Source organism: Lysinibacillus telephonicus (assembly GCF_039654155.1).
GTDB lineage: Bacteria > Bacillota > Bacilli > Bacillales_A > Planococcaceae > Ureibacillus > Ureibacillus telephonicus.
The window spans coordinates 1,171,400-1,189,686 of sequence record NZ_CP155468.1; the positions used below are offsets into that span (position 1 = coordinate 1,171,400).

Genomic DNA, 18,287 nt, shown 5'->3' on the forward strand with positions numbered 1-18,287 from the left:
AATTCACATTATAAAGTTAAAACCTATTTATGGGATAATATATCGAAATTTCCAAAGTAAATCATCTAAAATGGATGCTTTTTTTAGCGGATGAGAAAGATAAGTTAATTGGAATTATAAGAAAAGATATTAACTCGGCCTAATTTGGTCGAGTTGTGTTTATGAAATTCCTATTAAACTATTTACCGTTGAATTTAGTTTTTGAGGTGTTTTTAGTCAAACTTTATTCCAAGGCTACAACTCCTAATCAATTCTGCAAACAGATGCCGGACAATTTTCGCAGCATATTTCATTTTTTAAATAAGGTAAATCTAATACTGTAATGTATCCTTTATCAAAAGAAATAATTTTTTGCTTTTTTAAATCATTTAACATACGATTAATCATTTCTCGACTAGTTGAGCAGAGATTTGCTATATCTGTATTTGTCAAACTGTAATTAATAAACACCTTTTTTTCATCAATTACTTCACCATAAGTATTTGATAATCGAATTAGTGTTGAGTATAATGCACCCTTTTTTCCGTGTAAAATTAAGTCGCGCAATAAGCTTTGATTTTTAAGATTTTCATTTTGTAGCCATCTTAAATAATCAATCATTAGTGAAGGCTGTTGAGTCAACATCATTTCAAGGGAATCCTTGCTAATTGTAAGAAGTTCAGTTTGAACGATTGCTTTTGCAGATGTTGAATGCATTGTTAATGGACTAAATAAAGTACATTCTCCAATAATATTTTTTTTTCCACAAATTCGAAAAGTTAGTTCTTTTCCACTTTCAGTTTCTTTACTAATTTGTACTGAGCCGTTTTTAATTAAAAAAATATCGCCGGCACTTTCACCCTCTTGAAAGATACGACTGCCTTTATCAACTTTCAGTAATAAGCCATGTTCCTCAAATAACCGATAAAAATCTACAGGTAATGAATTTATCAATGTCATCGTCTCATCACATCCTTTAAATAGTGAAAACTAATGCAATTTTTAAGGATAATTAAATAAAATTCAAAAATATGTATCCAAATATAGAATAGCATAACTCTTTAAAATATCGAAAAAACTTTATAGTGATAATTTTTGCATTTACTTTTTAAACAGCTTATAATCAAAATAGTCAAAAAAGGTCAAAGTGTAATTTCCATTTTGAAAGGGTGTTAAAGGATGCAATTTCAGCAGCAAGATAATCGTAGTCCATTAGAGCAATTTGGTCGCAATTTAATTGAACAAGTAAAAAATGGCAAAATGGATCCTGTTATTGGTCGTGATGAAGAAATTCGAAATGTAATTCGTATCCTATCAAGAAAAACGAAAAACAACCCTATTTTAATTGGTGAGCCTGGTGTAGGTAAGACTGCAATTGTTGAAGGGTTAGCACAAAGAATTGTTCGAAAAGATGTACCAGAAGGGTTGAAGGATTGTATCCTATATGAGCTTGATATGAGTGCTTTAATTGCAGGAGCAAGCTATCGTGGACAATTTGAAGAACGTTTAAAAGGTGTATTAAAAGAAGTAAAGGACTCGGACGGTCGTATAATATTGTTTATCGATGAAATTCATACGATTGTTGGGGCGGGAAAAACTGACGGAGCAATGGATGCAGGAAATATGCTAAAACCAATGCTTGCCCGTGGTGAATTGCACTGTATTGGTGCTACTACTTTAGATGAATATCGTATGTATATTGAAAAGGATCCGGCTCTTGAACGACGCTTCCAACAGGTCATGGTACGGGAACCTTCTATAGAAGATACGGTATCCATTTTACGAGGATTGAAAGAGCGCTTTGAATTGCATCATGGAGTTCGTATTCATGACCGCGCAAATTTGGCGGCAGCAGAGCTTTCAAATCGTTACATTACGGACAGATTTTTACCTGATAAAGCAATTGATTTGATCGATGAAGCATGTGCTATGATTCGTACAGAAATTGATTCAATGCCGCAAGAACTAGATGCGGTTACTCGTCGTGTTATGCAATTAGAAATTGAAGAACAGGCTTTAACTAAAGAAAAGGATGAAGCTAGCAAGAAACGTTTAGATGTGCTACGTTCAGAATTAGCAACTTTAAAGCAAGCTGCTGAAGATATGCGCAAAAAATGGGAGCAAGAAAAACAAAGCTTGCAGACAATCCAGAAAAAACGAGAACAGTTGGATCGCTACCGTCGAGACTTAGAAGAAGCTGAAAGTAAATATGACCTAAATAAAGCGGCGGAGCTTCGTCATGGTAAAATTCCTGCATTGGAGAAAGAATTGGCAAGTCTTGAAGAAGAATTAAAGAAAGAATCAGAAGCAAGAATTTTACGAGAAGAAGTAACTGCTGAGGAAATTGCAGCGATTGTTTCAAGATGGACAGGAATCCCTGTTACAAAGCTTGTTGAAGGTGAACGTGAAAAATTGCTCCGTTTAAAGGATACTCTTCATGAAAGGGTCGTTGGACAAGACATGGCAGTAAATCTTGTAACAGAAGCTGTTTGGCGTGCACGTTCTGGAATAAACGATCCAAATCGGCCAATCGGTTCATTTATATTCCTAGGTCCAACCGGTGTAGGTAAAACAGAGCTTGCAAAAGCGCTTGCTGCACAACTTTTTGATTCGGAGGAACATTTTATTCGCATCGATATGAGCGAATATATGGAAAAGCATAGTGTTTCACGCCTTGTAGGAGCCCCACCAGGATATATCGGTTATGAAGAGGGTGGACAATTAACAGAGGCTGTTCGCAGAAATCCATATTCAGTCGTATTATTGGATGAAATTGAAAAAGCACATCCAGATGTCGCAAATATATTATTGCAAATTTTAGATGATGGTCGAATTACGGACAGTCAAGGTCGTTTAGTGAACTTTACGAATACGGTTGTTATTATGACATCAAATATTGGTTCGCATTACTTATTAGAGGCAAATGAGAATGACTCTGTAGAACAATTAGTGATGGCTGAGCTAAGAGGGCATTTTAAACCAGAATTGTTAAACCGAGTTGATGATATTATTATATTCCATGCATTAACTTCCGAACACTTTAATGCAATTGCTTGGAAATATGTACAACAATTGCAACAGCGTGTTGCTGAACAAGAGATTGAGTTAAAGGTAAAAGATAATGTTATTTCATGGATAGTAGAAAATGGGATTGATCCACAGTTTGGTGCAAGGCCTTTAAAACGCTTTATTCAACGCTATGTTGAAACAGCAGTTGCAAAAGAGCTGTTAAAAGGTCAAGTGCTTCCAGGTGATTCATTGCAAGTAATTATGGAAGATGGAGAATTAGTTGTTTCGAAATAGAGTTTTTATAGCAGCGGAAAGATTTATATAAAATGATCTAGATTTATTTAAGAAAAGTATAATTAATTGTCATTCTCGAATGAGCCTGTTGTACATAGTTTGTACAGCTACAAGAAAGCGAGATTGACAAAATTATTATAATCTTCATACTACGATTCCAGCTTCATTGGAGGCTGGAATTTTTGTTTTAATCATTCATCTATTATAAAAATAAAAAAGCACTTCGCCTATTCTGAAGTGCTTTGGTAGTTAAATATTAATGATGCTCTGCGTCTGGTGTAGGCTCGTTTGGAATAATTGCACTAATAATAAATACTAAGACAGTAAAAATCACTGAAATAATAGCGCCAGTTGCAAAGTTAAAATCAGCATCTAAAACTGAGCTAACTACATAGTTTAACATTGTAACTAATAGGAAAGACCATACTAAAGTCATTAAATATTGCATTAATTTCACCTCTACTGAACGTTTTTCAATAGTATACCTATATTCATCTTACTTATCATAACATAGGACTATAAAAAAGGACAATAAACTTTTAGAACAATTCATGAATTAAAGGTTGAGGAAAGAAAATTTATGAGCTATAATTATGACCAAGTACTAAATGTTAGTCTTAAAGATTGGGGGATTCAAAATGAATGCAGGGATTATTGGGTTAGGGAAATACGTTCCCGAAAAAATAGTTACGAATTTTGATTTAGAACAAATTTTAGATACAAATGATGAATGGATTAGAACAAGAACAGGAATCCAAGAAAGAAGAATTGCTGGAGATGATGAAAATACATCTAAACTTGCTTTAGAAGCTGCCAAGAAAGCTCTTGAAGATGCGAATATTACAGCTGATCAAATCGGCTTAATATTAGTTGCAACTGTAACTCCAGATCAATCATTTCCTAGTGTTGCATGTCAGCTGCAAGAATATTTAGGTGCAGTTAATGCTTCAGCAATGGACGTTTCAGCAGCTTGTTCTGGCTTTATTTATGGATTAGCAACGGCTAAACAATTTGTTGAAAGTAAAAGCTATCAATATGTATTAGTAGTAGGCGCAGAAAAATTATCAAAAATTACTGATTGGACAGACAGAAATACGGCAGTATTATTTGGTGATGGTGCTTGTGCAGCTGTGGTCGGAGAAGTAAGTGATGGTCGAGGCATTTTAGCATTTGAATTAGGTGCTGATGGTACAGGTGGGAAACATCTATTTTTAAATGAACGTGATGCGATATCAATGAATGGCCGAGAAGTATTTAAATTTGCAGTAAGACAAATGGGAGAATCTGCAGTATCTGTATTAGAAAAAGCAGGGTTATCCAAGGAAGATGTTGACTTTTTAATCCCACATCAAGCGAATATCCGCATTATGGAAGCATCCAGAGAACGTTTAGAACTGCCAGAAGAAAAACTATCTAAAAGAATCCATAAATATGGAAATACATCATCGGCATCAATTGGAATTGCATTAAAAGATGAATTAGACGATGGTAATATTAAAGATGATGATATAATAGTATTAGTTGGTTTTGGCGGTGGTTTAACATGGGGAGCAGCTGTCATTAAATGGGGTAAATAATGGAATTGTAAAATCATTTATAGTAACTTAAAAATAGTTTATAACCTAAGGGGGATAAAGAATACTATGAAGAGAAGAGTAGTGATTACAGGTATTGGAGCTGTTACACCTCTAGGGAATACAGCAGAAGAAACGTGGCAAGCGTTAATCGCTGGTAAATCAGGTGTAGGCCCATTAACAAGATTAGACACTGAAAAATTCCCTGCAAAAGTAGCAGCGGAAGTTAAAGATTTTGATATTGAACAATACGTTGAAAAAAAAGAAGCAAGAAAAATGGACCGTTTCACTCATTATGCACTTGCTTCATCAATTATGGCAGTAAAAGATGCTAATTTAACAATTACAGACGATATTGCACATAAAGTTGGTGTTTGGATTGGATCTGGTATTGGTGGTATGGAAACGTTTGAAAATCAATTTGAAATGTTCCAGCAACGAGGTGTACGTCGAGTAAGCCCATTCTTCGTACCAATGATGATTCCAAATATGGCTTCTGGTCAAGTTTCAATACACTTAGGTGCAAAGGGCATTAATTCTTGTTCAGTAACTGCTTGTGCATCAGGTACAAACTCGATTGGTGATGCATTTAAAGTTATTCAACGCGGTGATGCAGACGTGATGATAACTGGCGGTGCTGAGGCTCCTATTGTTAACATGGCAGTTGCTGGTTTCTGCTCAAGTACAGCATTATCACTAAACCCTGATCCAGAAACTGCTTCTCGTCCGTTTGATGCAAATCGCGATGGATTCGTTATCGCAGAAGGAGCAGGAGTTCTAGTACTTGAAGACTATGAATTTGCGAAAGCTCGCGGTGCCAAAATTTATGCAGAAATTGTTGGCTATGGTTCAACAGGGGATGCTCATCATATTACAGCGCCTGCTCCAAATGGAGAGGGAGCTGCCCGCGCAATTCAACAAGCAATAGATGATGGTGGAATTGATCCAACACAAGTTGGATATATTAACGCACACGGAACAAGTACGCCATATAACGATTTATTCGAGACAATGGCTGTTAAATCAGTATTTGGTGAGCATGCTTATAAATTAGCAATGAGCTCAACAAAATCAATGACAGGACATTTATTGGGGGCAGCTGGCGGTGTAGAGGCAATCTTTACTGCTCTTGCCTTAAAAGAAGGTATTTTACCTCCAACAATTAACTTAACAACTCCAGATCCTGAATGTGATTTAGATTATGTTCCAAACAAAGCGCGACAACAATATGTTGAATATGCAATGAGTAATTCATTAGGCTTTGGTGGACATAATGCAAGTTTATTATTAAGAAAAATAGATTAAGTTCAATAATAGAAAATAGAACTTTGTCGATAACAAAAATGCCTTTAGCGAAAAGCTAAAGGCATTTTTATATGGCAAAATGAATATTAACTTAATAAAGGAAGGTGGACATGTTTCGTTTTATTCTTTTTTTATTTAACTATGGCATTTGTGTTATGTCTTTTGGCAATCTTTTACTATATTTAAATTATAGAACACTCGGTTATTCATGGTCTGCTGTTTGGGCATTCATACTTGGAACTTATGAATTATACTTAGGGATCGGGTCGTTAATTGTATTATTTATTTTAATTTTCGACCTAATCCCATCGCGCTCTCCATTCTGCTAATCGTTTTAGAAGCGATTGCATTTGCTTTTTGGGCGCCTTCATCTAAAATTTTGTCTAGTTCATCTGAGTTAATTAATTCATTGAATCTTTCCTGTATAGGGGATAGGTGCTCGATTAGACTTGTTGCTACACCCTCTTTAAATGCACCATAGCCCAAGCCTTCATATTTTTTAACAAGTGTTTCGATATCGATGCCTGTTACAGCGGACTCGATTGTTAATAAGTTTGAAACACCTGGCTTATTTTCTTCATCAAAAGCTACATAACCATCAGAATCCGTAACAGCGGATTTAATTTTCTTTTCAATTTGTTTTGGTGTATCTAAGAATCGAATTGTTGCCTTAGTATTTGGATCAGATTTACTCATTTTCTTAGTTGGTTCTTGTAATGATTTAATACGTGCGCCTGCTTTTGGCAATTGAATTTCAGGAATAACAAATACTTCTCCATAACGTTTATTAAATCGTTCTGCAAGATCACGTGTTAATTCGATATGCTGCTTTTGATCATCACCAACTGGTACAATGTTTGTATTATATAAAAGGATATCGCCAGCCATTAATGGTGGGTACGTTAAAAGACCTGCTGTTACAGATTCTTTTCCTTCAGATTTGTCTTTAAATTGTGTCATACGTTCTAATTCACCAATTGTTGCAACACATTGTAACATCCATCCTGCTTGTGCGTGCGCCGGTACTTCAGATTGAATGAATAGAGTTGCTTTATTTGGATCAATTCCTGTAGCTAAATATGTTGCAGCGAGTGTACGAATGTTTTGCTGTAATTCTTTCGGATCTTGTGGAACAGTAATTGCGTGTTGGTCAACAATACAATATATTGCATTGCCTTCATCTTGAAGTAAAGGAAATTGCATAAATGCTCCGATATAATTTCCCAATGTAATAACTCCTGTTGGTTGAACTCCTGAAAAGATAGTTTTCATAAAAAATCCTCCTATATGAAAAATCAATTTAGTTTGGCAAAGCAGGCGAGTGCTTTTTACCACCAAATAAAAAAACATCATGCGTCCATACGATTAACGTATAGGGACGAATGATGTTGAATCCGCGGTACCACCCAGCTTGTCGAAAAAAGTTCGACCACTTGATCTTCGTAACGTGAAGTGTACGAGCTTTACTACTAAGGTTCATAAAGCCAACTCGAAAGTCCATTCCATTTGTTCCGTCTTCTGTTTGCACCAACCACAGATTCTCTATGCACGGAAATCAAATGTACTACTCTTTGTCATAGTTTTTCCAATTTGTTTAAAAATTATATAAAAAAACAGGTATAAAAGCAAATGATATTTTCTTTCTAAAATTGGAATGAAAAAGTATGAGTTTGGCTAACATTGTATTAATAAAAAATATTTTAACAAAATAATTTTCTGTAAAAAAGCGTTGCAATTAACAGAAAGTTATGATTATTTCTCGATTAATGTCGACTAATTGAGAATGGGATAAGTAGTGTAAGAATTTTTTTAGGATATGTTTGAACTTGGAATATAGAGGGAATATAAATTATAGCTATAGCTATTGATAATGAAAATGTCTGTATTATAGAGAATATTTGTTCACAATAAATATTATCTGTTACATCTTTTTTATTGGTAGACTATATCCAAATGGGAAAGAATGATGTATAATAAAAACATAATCTTAAATTAAATTAATTCTAAATTAATAAGAGCTTGAAAATAGATTAAACCACTAAGAAAGGAAGTGTAATAATGATTGTAACATTATTTACCTCTCCAAGCTGTACATCATGTAGAAAAGCTAAAGCATGGTTAGAAGAACATGACATTCCATATAGAGAACGCAATATTTTTTCAGAGCCTTTAACAATTAGTGAAATTAAAGAAATATTGCGAATGACTGAAGATGGTACGGATGAAATTATCTCAACACGTTCTAAAATTTTCCAAAAATTAAATGTAGATGTTGAAAGCCTTCCTTTACAACAACTATATGAATTAATTCAAGAATATCCTGGCTTGTTGCGTCGCCCTATTATTTTAGACGAAAAACGATTACAAGTTGGATATAATGAAGATGAGATTCGTCGATTCTTGCCAAGAAAAGTAAGAGCATTCCAATTGCTTGAAGCTCAACGAATGGTAAATTAGGAATTAGAGAAACGTCGATAAAATCCATTTTAGTTGGATTTTATCGATTTTTGTTTTATTTTATCGATTTTTGTTTTATTTTATTAGTACAGATAAGATAATTTGCAGGGAATACATTCGAATAAAAATCACATATAATTATTAAATCTTTTCAAAATTTTACACTTGATTTCGAATGTATAGTCTACTACAATTTCAATATTCAAATTATTTTGTTTGGATGATGTTTTTCCCTTTTCATTTTATTTAGGTAATCATACAATAGAATTATAGAATAAAGCATATTAATATAAATAAATACTGTTTTGTTCTATATCGTTGTAATAATTTGAATTGCAAGACTAAAACTATGCAATCAAAACATACTAAGAACGCTTTCTTTGTTTTTCAACGAATGACTGTGAAGGGAGTTGAAGTCTAATGGACATCGAACGCGTAAACGAAAACACAATTAAGCTCTTTATTACTTATCGTGATATAGAGGATCGTGGCTATAGTCGCGAAGAAATTTGGTATAACAGAGCAAAAGGGGAAGAACTTTTCTGGGATATGATTGGCGAAATAAACACTGAAGATTACTTTGATTTAGATGGCCCAATTTGGATTCACGTGAACGCTTCTGAACATGGTCTAGAAGTCATTGTGACTCGTGCAAACCTTAATGCTGATGGAGAGTCCAACTCTTTGCTTTCGAGTTTTGAGGAACATCGAGAAGCTGCTCATAATAAATTAGACGAATCTATTTTTGATTCATTTGATGAAGAAGCAAATCAAGAACATCAAGGAATCACAAATATTTCAATTTATAAATTTAAAGACATTGATGAAATTATTCCTGTGGCAAATCGACTTGTTTCATACGGACTACACTCATCATTGTATAAATACGAAAAATATTATTATGCAGCGATAGATTTCTCGGATGTTGAAAAAGAAGAACGCTTAAATATTCGATCTATTATTAATGAATACTTAAACAGTTCTAAAATTACAATTTATCGTCTTCAAGAATATGGTGAAACAATCATGGCTGAAAATTGTTTCGAAACTGTTATCGAATACTTCGCATAATTTTGAGAGATGTCTTGTCCAAAGATGAGGCGTCTCTTTTTTTAATTAAAAAATCAAGTTTTTCGCTGATATCTTTTTTTAAAGGCAGTTGCTACAATATAAAAATTTTAAATTTGTTGCTTGAATACATTTCTTCTTCTTTTTAGAATAAAAGAGAAGGAGGTTTTTTATGCTTGTAGCTCTTACTGATCGACACGAGCAAGTTATTTTGAACTCAAGCATACCAAAGACAGCCTTAAAACAACTTCGACAAACGACAAAATTCTATTGCCCACAATGTAAGCAACAACTTCAATTTAAAATTGGTACATTTAAAATTCCCCATTTTGCACATAATTCCAATAGTCTTTGTGATAAGTACTTTTCAGAACGTGAAACGGAGCGCCATTTATTAGGAAAAGAGCAACTGTATCAATTTTTCCACTCGCAACATATTGATGTACAATTAGAACCTTACTTGCAAAATTTAAAACAACGGCCGGATTTACTTATAAAAGAGGGTGGTCATCGCTTTGCAGTCGAGTTTCAATGTAGCCCGATATCGTTAGAGAAAAAAGAACAAAGGAATACAGGCTATGAAAGAGATTTTATTAGTCCCATATGGATTCCTGCTCAACCTGTTAATAAAGAATTCCAAGAGGGCATTATGAAAATTTCCTTGCCTAAGCAGCTTCAGCAATTTATCTTATCATCTAATCAACAACAATATATTATGTTGTACGATCCAACTATGCGACAATTTATTTATTTATCAAACTTAATGTTCCTTCGTGGAAATTATTTTATATCAAAAGTACAAGCTTTGCCGATAACTAATCAAAAATTCCCATTTTATCTGCCTAAAGTGATTACAAGAAAAGAATTTTCTCAATATGTATGGCTATACCATGCTTATACACATAACTATTTAAAATCAAGAGTATTATTAAGTAGAAAAGGTGTGAATGACTTATTTTTAAGGAGTATTTATGAGCTTCGTCTAAACATCCAAACGTTGCCAAAATTTATTGGAGTTCCAGTTCAAGAGAGTGATGCAATAAGTTTATATACAGTAGAATGGCAGGCAGCATTATTTTATTTTTTGCACATTCAGCAATTGCAGCTTTCAAATATGAACAATCAAGCCATTAATTATTTTTTAAAATGGGCAAGTTTACCTGAAACAAAACGTACAGTTTGTGCTGTTAAAAACTATTGTTGTATTTTGCAATCACTCTCCATAAATCATCCACATCAGCCTTGCCTTGAGATGGAGTTAACTAATCAACTGTATAGCCATTTTCTTGCAATCAACTATAAATATTGAGAAAATGGGAATATGATTTGAATTCAGAAATAAATACGTATCGGAGGCTTTTCCAATGGCGAAAAAAGTATTAACTCGTGAAGAAGTACCTGTAGAATTAACATGGGATTTAGAAGGAATTTTCCCGTCAGATGCAGCATGGGAAGAAGAGTTTAAAGCAATTGAATCTCTACTACCTGAGGCAGAAAAATATAAAGGAAAAGTTGCTGAAAGTGCGAAAACTTTATATGATACACTTCAATTTAGCGATATGGTGTCAGAGCGTTTTGGGAAACTTTATGTTTACAGCCATTTAAAACATGACCAAGATACTACAAATGCAAAATATCAAGGAATGGAAGGCAGAGTACGTTCTTTGGGTGCAAAGCTTTCTGCAGCTTGGTCGTTTATTACTCCAGAAATTTTATCCATTGAAGAAGAAAAAATTCAAAATTATCTAGATGAGTACGAGCCATTAAAATTATATAATCAAATGTTAAAAGAACTAAATTTACAACGTCCTCATGTATTAACTGCTGATAAAGAAGAATTATTAGCTCAGTTTTCAGAAGTAACAGGTGCATCAGGAAGTACTTTTAGTGCATTAAATAACGCAGATCTTGAATTTCCACATGTAAAAAATGATGAAGGTGAAGAAGTACCGTTAACACATGGTAATTATATTACGTTTTTAGAGAGCGATAAACGTGATGTGCGCGAAGGTGCATTTAAGGCAATGTATGAAACTTACGGAAAGTTTAAAAATACATTTGCTTCGACGTTGGCTGGTAATGTAAAGGCTCATAATGTAAGTGCTCGAATTCGCAAGTATAACTCAGCTCGCCACGCAGCTATGAGCAATAACTATATCCCTGAAAAAGTATACGATCAGCTTATTTCAACAATCCATGAATATTTGCCTGTGCTTCACCGTTATGTAGCACTTCGCAAGCAAATACTAGGAGTAGATGAGCTCCATATGTATGATTTATTTACTCCTCTCGTAAAGGAAGTAAAAATAGACATGCCTTATGAAAAAGCAAAAGATATGATGGTAAAAAGTTTTGAACCGTTAGGAGAAGAATATCAATCCATCGTACAAAAAGGATTAGAGAGCCGCTGGGTGGATGTTCTTGAAAATAAGGGAAAACGCAGCGGGGCGTATTCTTCTGGTACGTATGGTACAAATCCTTTTGTGTTAATGAACTGGCAAAATAACTTAAATAATTTATTTACTTTAGCACATGAATTTGGTCATAGTATGCATAGCTATTACACACGTCTAAATCAACCATATCCATATGCAGATTATTCAATTTTTGTAGCAGAAGTAGCTTCAACATGTAATGAAGAACTATTATTCGATTATTTATTAAAAACAACTGAAGATCCAGAGCATAAAATTTATCTACTAAATCATTGGTTAGACGGATTTAGAAGTACTGTTTTCCGTCAAACAATGTTCGCGGAATTTGAGCATATTGTTCATGAGATAGATCGTAACGGAGAAGCAATTACGGCTGAGCGTTTGACTGAAATATATTATGATTTAAACAAACAATATTTCGGAGATGCGATGACGGTTGATGAGGAAATTGGCCTTGAGTGGGCACGTATACCTCACTTCTATTACAATTATTATGTATATCAATATGCAACAGGCCAAAGTGCAGCAACTGCATTAAGCAAGCAAATTTTAGAGGAGGGTCAGCCTGCTGTTGAGCGTTATATTAATAATTTCTTAAAAGCAGGATGTTCTGATTTCCCGATTAATGTATTAAAGGCTGCAGGAGTGGATATGGAGTCGCCGACACCTATTCAAGAAGCTTGCAAAGTATTCGAGGAAAAACTTAACGAGCTTGAGTTGTTATTACTTAAAAATTAATTTATTGAAGGAACTAGGCGTTGTTTTTTAAAGCCGTGTTTATTCTTACCTAACTCCGAATAGTCTCACTATTTAATAAGTGACTCTATTCGGGGTTTTTCTGTTTTTAGAATAGATCTTTTTATACTTAATTTTCATACGAACGAAAAGCTGTGTTATTTTAGAAATAATCATCATTGTAGGCATCTTTTCATACTATATCTTTGGGGTGAAAAAATGCCGAGAGTAAAATATCGAGATGCTGATGTTGATTTAATTGCTAGGATGATGAGAGCGGAAGCTGAAGGTGAAGGAAATCAAGGAATGTTATATGTTGGAAACGTTATTGTAAATCGCCTTGTAGCGAATTGTTTAGACTTTATTGATTTAAGATCAATTGAAGATGTCATTTATCAGGTGCAAGGGGGAAATTATTCCTTTGAGGCTGTTCAAAAGGGTAATTTATTTTATAATAGAGCTAGACCTAATGAACAAAGATTAGCAAGACAAGTTTTGGACTATTGGAGAGATCATCCAGGAAAATATGCCCTTTGGTATTTCAATCCATATGCTCCTTGTCCTTCAACATGGTATGATCAACCTTTTGCTGGTCAATTTAAAAATCATTGTTATTATGAGCCGGCAGCTGGCACATGTGAAGGAGTTTATCGGGGTTAAATTGAAACTGGCAGTGAAAACTAGACGTTTTCTCTGCCAGTTTTTATATGAGGAATTTTTTAGATATCCTATTCGTTTTATCCACGTCCAGCTTGGAATGAAGGGTACAATGTCATACCACCATCAGCAAAAAGAGTAATTCCTGTTACATAGCTTGATTCTGAGGATGCAAGCCACGCCGCCACCGCTGCAATTTCTTCCGGCTTTCCAATGTACCCCATTGGAATCATACTTTCAACATCCGCACGCTGCACGGGGTCAGCAAATTTTTCTGCATTAATCGGTGTATTAATTGCTCCAGGTCCAATGTTATTTACACGAATACCTTTCGGTGCGTATTCCATCGCCAGTGTTTGAGTCATTAATTTTATACCACCTTTACTTGCAGCGTAATGAACAAATAAAGGCCATGGAATCTTCTCGTGAACACTCGACATGTTAATAACATTACCTTTAATGTTGTTTTCAACAAAATATTTAATCGCTTCTCGGCTACCAATAAATGCACCAGTTAAATTCGTATCAATTACTCTATTCCAGTCACTTAAAGTCATTTCATGAGAGGGAACTGGGTTTTCTAATCCAGCATTGTTAATCATTACGTCAAGCTTTCCGAAGTGTTTGATAGCGGACTGAACTAAATCAACCACCTCAGATTCAACAGTGACATCAGCTTTTACTGCAATTGCTTCACCGCCTACATTTTTAATTTCTTCTAACACGCTGTTGGCTTCTTCTTCTTTGGAACGGTAATTCACTACTACTTTTGCTTTTTCAGTTGCAAAACGAATCGCCATTGCCTTTCCTAAACCTGTAGACGAACCTGTAATGACAACTACTTTTCCTTCTAAATCTTTATACATTTCTTAAATGACCTCCTAGTTAACTTTTAGTGAGCCCTAACAAGATTCCTGCTATGACGATAAGGATAATTCCAATAATAATTCCAATTATTTGGCGCTTTGTTTTCTTCTCACCTAAAATGATGATACCGCCTAATGTTGAAATAACTATCCCCATTTGCGAAAGCGAGAAACTTGTTGCAACACCGACTCTAGGTTGTGAAATAAATAAAAACATATTACCAGCTGCCCAAATTAAACCAGGGATGATGTTGCGAATTGCATATTTATTAAATGGTTTATGTTTAAATGTCAGCAATAGTCCCCCTATAACCATACCAATGGCTTGAGGTAATAAAGCAGTCCAACCGTCTACATTAAATAGTCGGATTACAACTACATAAACTAAATAACCCAAAGTTGAAATTAATAAAATAACAATTCCTTTTTTAAAGTTTCCTTTTCCTTCTTCAGTTGCTTTCTCTTCCTTGCTTTGCAGTGATGTTAAAACAATCCCAATGATGATAAAAATAATGGCAAGCACACCAAGAATAATTGATGTGGTTGTAGACCATTCCCGAAAAACTATAACTCCGAATAATGTAGTGGATACTAATTGAAGCCCAGTTGAAATAGGCATCGTTTTAGAAACTCCAATTAAATCAATACTTTTCAGCTGATTAGCTTGACCAAGTGCCCAAAATAATCCCGAAACTACTCCGACGCCAAAGATTAAAGGAGTAATGGCTGGTTGTGTGAAAATATAAATACCAATGGAGAAAATTAAAGCTCCTAACGTTGTTCCAAGTGTTTGACTGTAGGGGCCTCCACCTAGTTTTACGTTAAATAGCACAATGCTTCCCCAGAATACAGCAGGTAAAATCGCTAATAGTATGTCCATGCTCCAAAACCTTCCTATATTAAAATAATGGTATCAATGTGTTGGATCACTAATATTTAATCCTTTTAATCTTAGAACAGGGAAACTGTATTTTTAAATTGTTCTAAAAAGAAAAATCTATACCTTTTTATACAAAAAACAGCTTTTACAAATAAAAGCTGTTTAAAATTGTTTTTACTTATTTTATACATATTTCAATTAATGGACTTTCAACTGTTTTTATATGGAATTGATGCTTATTAATGCGCTTCTTCATTTTCTAGTTCTAGAGATCTTATTGATAGGGTTTTTGTTTTTATCTCTTTTAAGCATGCTACTCTCTTTTTCTTATGCCTCTTTGTAACTCCAATTCATTTTTTAAACCCTTCTGTAATGAGTAACACATTATGATCATAATAAATGCAAAGGGGAGGGCAGCTAAAATAGATGCAGTTTGTAATACATTTAAACCTCCATCTAAAAGCAATACAGCAGCTACCGCTGATTGTATGATTCCCCATGTCATTTTTATTTTGTTTGAAGGATTAAGTGTTCCGCCTTCACTTAACATTCCTAATACAAAAGTAGCGGTATCTGCAACCGTAATATAATAAATAGCTACAACTGCGAACCCCAAAATTCCTAAAAAAGAGCTTAATGGAAGATAATTAAAGAATGTAAAAATCGAAAGAGATACATTTTCGGCAATATAATTTGCTAAATCACGGTTTCCGGTACTTTGAACCAGCTCAAGTGCAGAACCGCCAAATACGGACATCCAAAGACAGGTTCCGAGGGTGGGAACAATCAGTACGCCAATTACAAACTCTTTTACGGTTCTTCCTTTTGAAACTCGAGCAATAAACATGCCGACAAATGGAGCCCAGGCAATCCACCATGCCCAATAAAATAAGGTCCACGTTGCTATCCATTCTCCTTCACTAAATGGATTTAACCTTAAACTCATATGAAGAAAGTCACTAATATAGAGACCTATCGTATTAAAGAAAACTTTTATAACTGTCAAGGCAGGACCGACGAGCAAAATTAGCACCATAATCGCAATTGATAGGATGATAGCTGCGTTGGATAAGTACTTTATTCCTCTTTCCAAACCTGTATTAATAGAGATAATAAAAAGGACTGTTGCGATTAAAATAACGAGCAGCTGTATAAATAATGTATTGGGAATACCGAAAATATCATGCATTCCTGCTGTAATTTGCATTGCTCCAAGGCCTAAAGAGGTTGCAATACCAAAGACTGTTGCAAAGATGGAAAGAATATCAATCGTTTTTCCTATAGGTCCATGAATTCTGTCGCCCAAAATTGGATAGAAGGCTGAGCTGATGGCCGCGGGGAGCCTTTTATTGTATTGAAAAAAAGCAAGGGCTAGTCCAATAACAGTGTATACTGCCCACGGATGTAGACCCCAATGGAAAAAGGTATATTTCATGGCGGTGTTAGCTGCATCAATAGTATAACCATTACCGTATGGAGGAGCTGTATAGTGGGTAATAGGTTCTGCAACACTCCAATAGACAATCCCGATTCCCATACCTGCGCCAAACAACATGGCTAGCCAAGATCCAGTATTGAAATCAGGTTTATCATTTTTTCTGCCTAGCCGGATATTTCCATATTTGGAGAACAGCAAGTAGATTGAAAAAATAACAAAAAATAGAGTAGCTCCTATATAAACCCACCCAAGATAATCAATGGAGCCGTTATAAACAGCATCTGTAACATTAGTAAGATTTTCAGTAAAAAAAACTCCCCATATAATAAAAATTAGGGTAATTAATATGGAGAGAATAAAAACACTATTTTCCTTAAATTTATTATTATCCATAGAAACCTCCTAATGATGGAAGAATGCCTTTTGTAGTTATTGCGTTAAATAGTGTTGTTAATGATTGAAGGGATTATATTGGAATTCCCACTTTTCGGTATCCATTAACTCCTCATATGGAACTTCATGACCACCACCGAGATAAATGGTTTGCCCTTTCATCGCAACTACCATAGCTTCAAATAACACATCACTATTCCTCTTTTTAAAAATGTCTCCTAACTGTACGGATAGTTCACTGTATGGTTGGATGGTTTGAGGGTAATCACCACCAATGTCCTCTTCAACATTTACCATGTTTTTATAGTCAATAGGATGGCTATCAGGGGCACGGCCGGGAATCATCAATAAATACTCAGTATGCTTGATTCCGTTTAAATCACTTGTTACTACACCTTTGTTATCAACAGTTTCGACTACTTCAATTTCGTTTAAGGAATAGTGATCAAGGGTATCTGGGGATGGATTGTTAATTAAAATTAAATTTCCTGCCACAGGTTTTTGATTTTTGCTAAGCGTGTATACCTTATGATCAAAAATAAAACTATCATTTTCTTTTGGAATGTATCTTTCTACACTTGCAGCATTTGTTATATGCTGAGTTAAATCCCTCAGTTTAATAAGATGAACAGAAAGTTTATACATTGGTTTTATAGCATATACTTTGTGTAACTCATTGTTATAGTATACAAATTGCCCTTTTCTAACTTGAAACAGTTTCACAACTAATTCTCCCTTCAATAATAGATAGAGTAAAAATTTTAATAAGGAACTTGGATGCATCGCTTTCTATTTAGGATGTCTCTTTTTTTGAAAAACATGAAGTTTAAAGTTGGAGGGTTAATAAATTTTGAGTAATAGAAGAACATGATGAAATACAAAAAGAATGAATTAGTGATTGAAGGTTTTAAAAAACTAATTAGCTGCGCTTTTTTGATAAATAAGGATACTTCAAAACATCTTTTCTATTTTTGATGTACCGCTATAATATTGAAAACGTTTACTATATGGCGATTTTGTGAAACTAATGAAGTTTCGTTGCATAGATTATTATTCCATGATAAATTAAATACGTGAAATAAATCACATAACAAACATACACCCCTTTGTTTGAACGTGAACATTTCTCCCATCCCCTTTGTGAAAAGAGTCGCCGATATTCCTAATAGGAAAGAGGCGGCTCTTTTTTTATTTTTA

General features: G+C 34.4%; 15 protein-coding genes and 1 other annotated feature. Of the genes, 8 read left to right on the forward strand and 7 right to left on the reverse strand.

Going from position 1 to position 18,287, the window contains the following annotated elements:
* Positions 1 to 243: 243 nt before the first annotated feature.
* Positions 244 to 939, reverse strand: coding sequence for a Crp/Fnr family transcriptional regulator (locus MKY04_RS05495; protein WP_126296151.1), 696 nt, complete (start codon positions 937 to 939; stop codon positions 244 to 246).
* A 219-nt stretch (positions 940 to 1,158) separates the two neighbouring features.
* Here MKY04_RS05495 and MKY04_RS05500 point away from each other — a divergent pair, with 219 nt between their 5' ends.
* A complete protein-coding gene (locus MKY04_RS05500; protein WP_346235494.1) occupies positions 1,159 to 3,282 on the forward strand; it encodes an ATP-dependent Clp protease ATP-binding subunit in 2,124 nt (707 codons plus the stop codon).
* A gap of 256 nt (positions 3,283 to 3,538) precedes the next feature.
* Here the strand turns inward: MKY04_RS05500 and MKY04_RS05505 are convergent, their stop codons facing one another.
* Positions 3,539 to 3,730, reverse strand: coding sequence for a YjzD family protein (locus MKY04_RS05505; RefSeq protein WP_126296153.1), 192 nt, complete (start codon positions 3,728 to 3,730; stop codon positions 3,539 to 3,541).
* Positions 3,731 to 3,920: 190 nt separating this feature from the next.
* Here MKY04_RS05505 and MKY04_RS05510 point away from each other — a divergent pair, with 190 nt between their 5' ends.
* Positions 3,921 to 4,859, forward strand: coding sequence for a beta-ketoacyl-ACP synthase III (locus MKY04_RS05510; protein ID WP_126296154.1), 939 nt, complete (start codon positions 3,921 to 3,923; stop codon positions 4,857 to 4,859).
* A 66-nt stretch (positions 4,860 to 4,925) separates the two neighbouring features.
* Positions 4,926 to 6,161 carry a beta-ketoacyl-ACP synthase II gene (gene fabF / locus MKY04_RS05515; protein WP_126296155.1) on the forward strand — a complete coding sequence of 412 codons (1,236 nt, stop codon included), beginning with the start codon at positions 4,926 to 4,928 and terminating at the stop codon, positions 6,159 to 6,161.
* Between the two features lie 282 nt (positions 6,162 to 6,443).
* Here fabF and trpS read toward each other — a convergent pair whose 3' ends face one another.
* The gene (gene trpS, locus MKY04_RS05520; protein ID WP_126296157.1) at positions 6,444 to 7,433 is read right to left on the reverse strand and encodes a tryptophan--tRNA ligase; all 990 of its coding nucleotides are present in this window, start codon (positions 7,431 to 7,433) and stop codon (positions 6,444 to 6,446) included.
* A gap of 99 nt (positions 7,434 to 7,532) precedes the next feature.
* Positions 7,533 to 7,748 (reverse strand) — a binding site (T-box leader).
* A gap of 474 nt (positions 7,749 to 8,222) precedes the next feature.
* On the opposite strand from trpS, the gene spxA reads away from it, so the two are divergent.
* The 5 genes from spxA to MKY04_RS05545 all read left to right on the forward strand — a co-directional run bounded on the left by spxA (position 8,223) and on the right by MKY04_RS05545 (position 13,516).
* The gene (gene spxA, locus MKY04_RS05525) at positions 8,223 to 8,618 is read left to right on the forward strand and encodes a transcriptional regulator SpxA (protein WP_185807827.1); all 396 of its coding nucleotides are present in this window, start codon (positions 8,223 to 8,225) and stop codon (positions 8,616 to 8,618) included.
* 420 nt (positions 8,619 to 9,038) lie between these two features.
* The gene (gene mecA / locus MKY04_RS05530; protein ID WP_126296159.1) at positions 9,039 to 9,689 is read left to right on the forward strand and encodes an adaptor protein MecA; all 651 of its coding nucleotides are present in this window, start codon (positions 9,039 to 9,041) and stop codon (positions 9,687 to 9,689) included.
* Positions 9,690 to 9,858: 169 nt separating this feature from the next.
* Complete coding sequence (locus MKY04_RS05535; RefSeq protein WP_246020431.1) at positions 9,859 to 10,995, forward strand: competence protein CoiA; 1,137 nt, start codon at positions 9,859 to 9,861, stop codon at positions 10,993 to 10,995.
* A 55-nt stretch (positions 10,996 to 11,050) separates the two neighbouring features.
* Complete coding sequence (gene pepF, locus MKY04_RS05540; protein ID WP_126295499.1) at positions 11,051 to 12,859, forward strand: oligoendopeptidase F; 1,809 nt, start codon at positions 11,051 to 11,053, stop codon at positions 12,857 to 12,859.
* A gap of 216 nt (positions 12,860 to 13,075) precedes the next feature.
* Positions 13,076 to 13,516, forward strand: coding sequence for a cell wall hydrolase (locus MKY04_RS05545; RefSeq protein WP_126295500.1), 441 nt, complete (start codon positions 13,076 to 13,078; stop codon positions 13,514 to 13,516).
* Between the two features lie 77 nt (positions 13,517 to 13,593).
* Here MKY04_RS05545 and gdh read toward each other — a convergent pair whose 3' ends face one another.
* From gdh to MKY04_RS05565, 4 genes are all read right to left on the reverse strand, one after another.
* Positions 13,594 to 14,379: a glucose 1-dehydrogenase gene (gene gdh, locus MKY04_RS05550; RefSeq protein ID WP_126295501.1), complete on the reverse strand. Its 786-nt coding sequence runs from the start codon at positions 14,377 to 14,379 to the stop codon at positions 13,594 to 13,596.
* A gap of 19 nt (positions 14,380 to 14,398) precedes the next feature.
* A complete protein-coding gene (locus tag MKY04_RS05555) occupies positions 14,399 to 15,259 on the reverse strand; it encodes a RhaT/GlcU family sugar-proton symporter (protein WP_126295502.1) in 861 nt (286 codons plus the stop codon).
* A gap of 313 nt (positions 15,260 to 15,572) precedes the next feature.
* Positions 15,573 to 17,090 carry a glycine betaine uptake BCCT transporter gene (locus tag MKY04_RS05560; protein ID WP_346235495.1) on the reverse strand — a complete coding sequence of 506 codons (1,518 nt, stop codon included), beginning with the start codon at positions 17,088 to 17,090 and terminating at the stop codon, positions 15,573 to 15,575.
* Positions 17,091 to 17,147: 57 nt separating this feature from the next.
* The gene (locus tag MKY04_RS05565; RefSeq protein ID WP_126295504.1) at positions 17,148 to 17,813 is read right to left on the reverse strand and encodes a hypothetical protein; all 666 of its coding nucleotides are present in this window, start codon (positions 17,811 to 17,813) and stop codon (positions 17,148 to 17,150) included.
* Positions 17,814 to 18,287 lie beyond the last annotated feature (474 nt).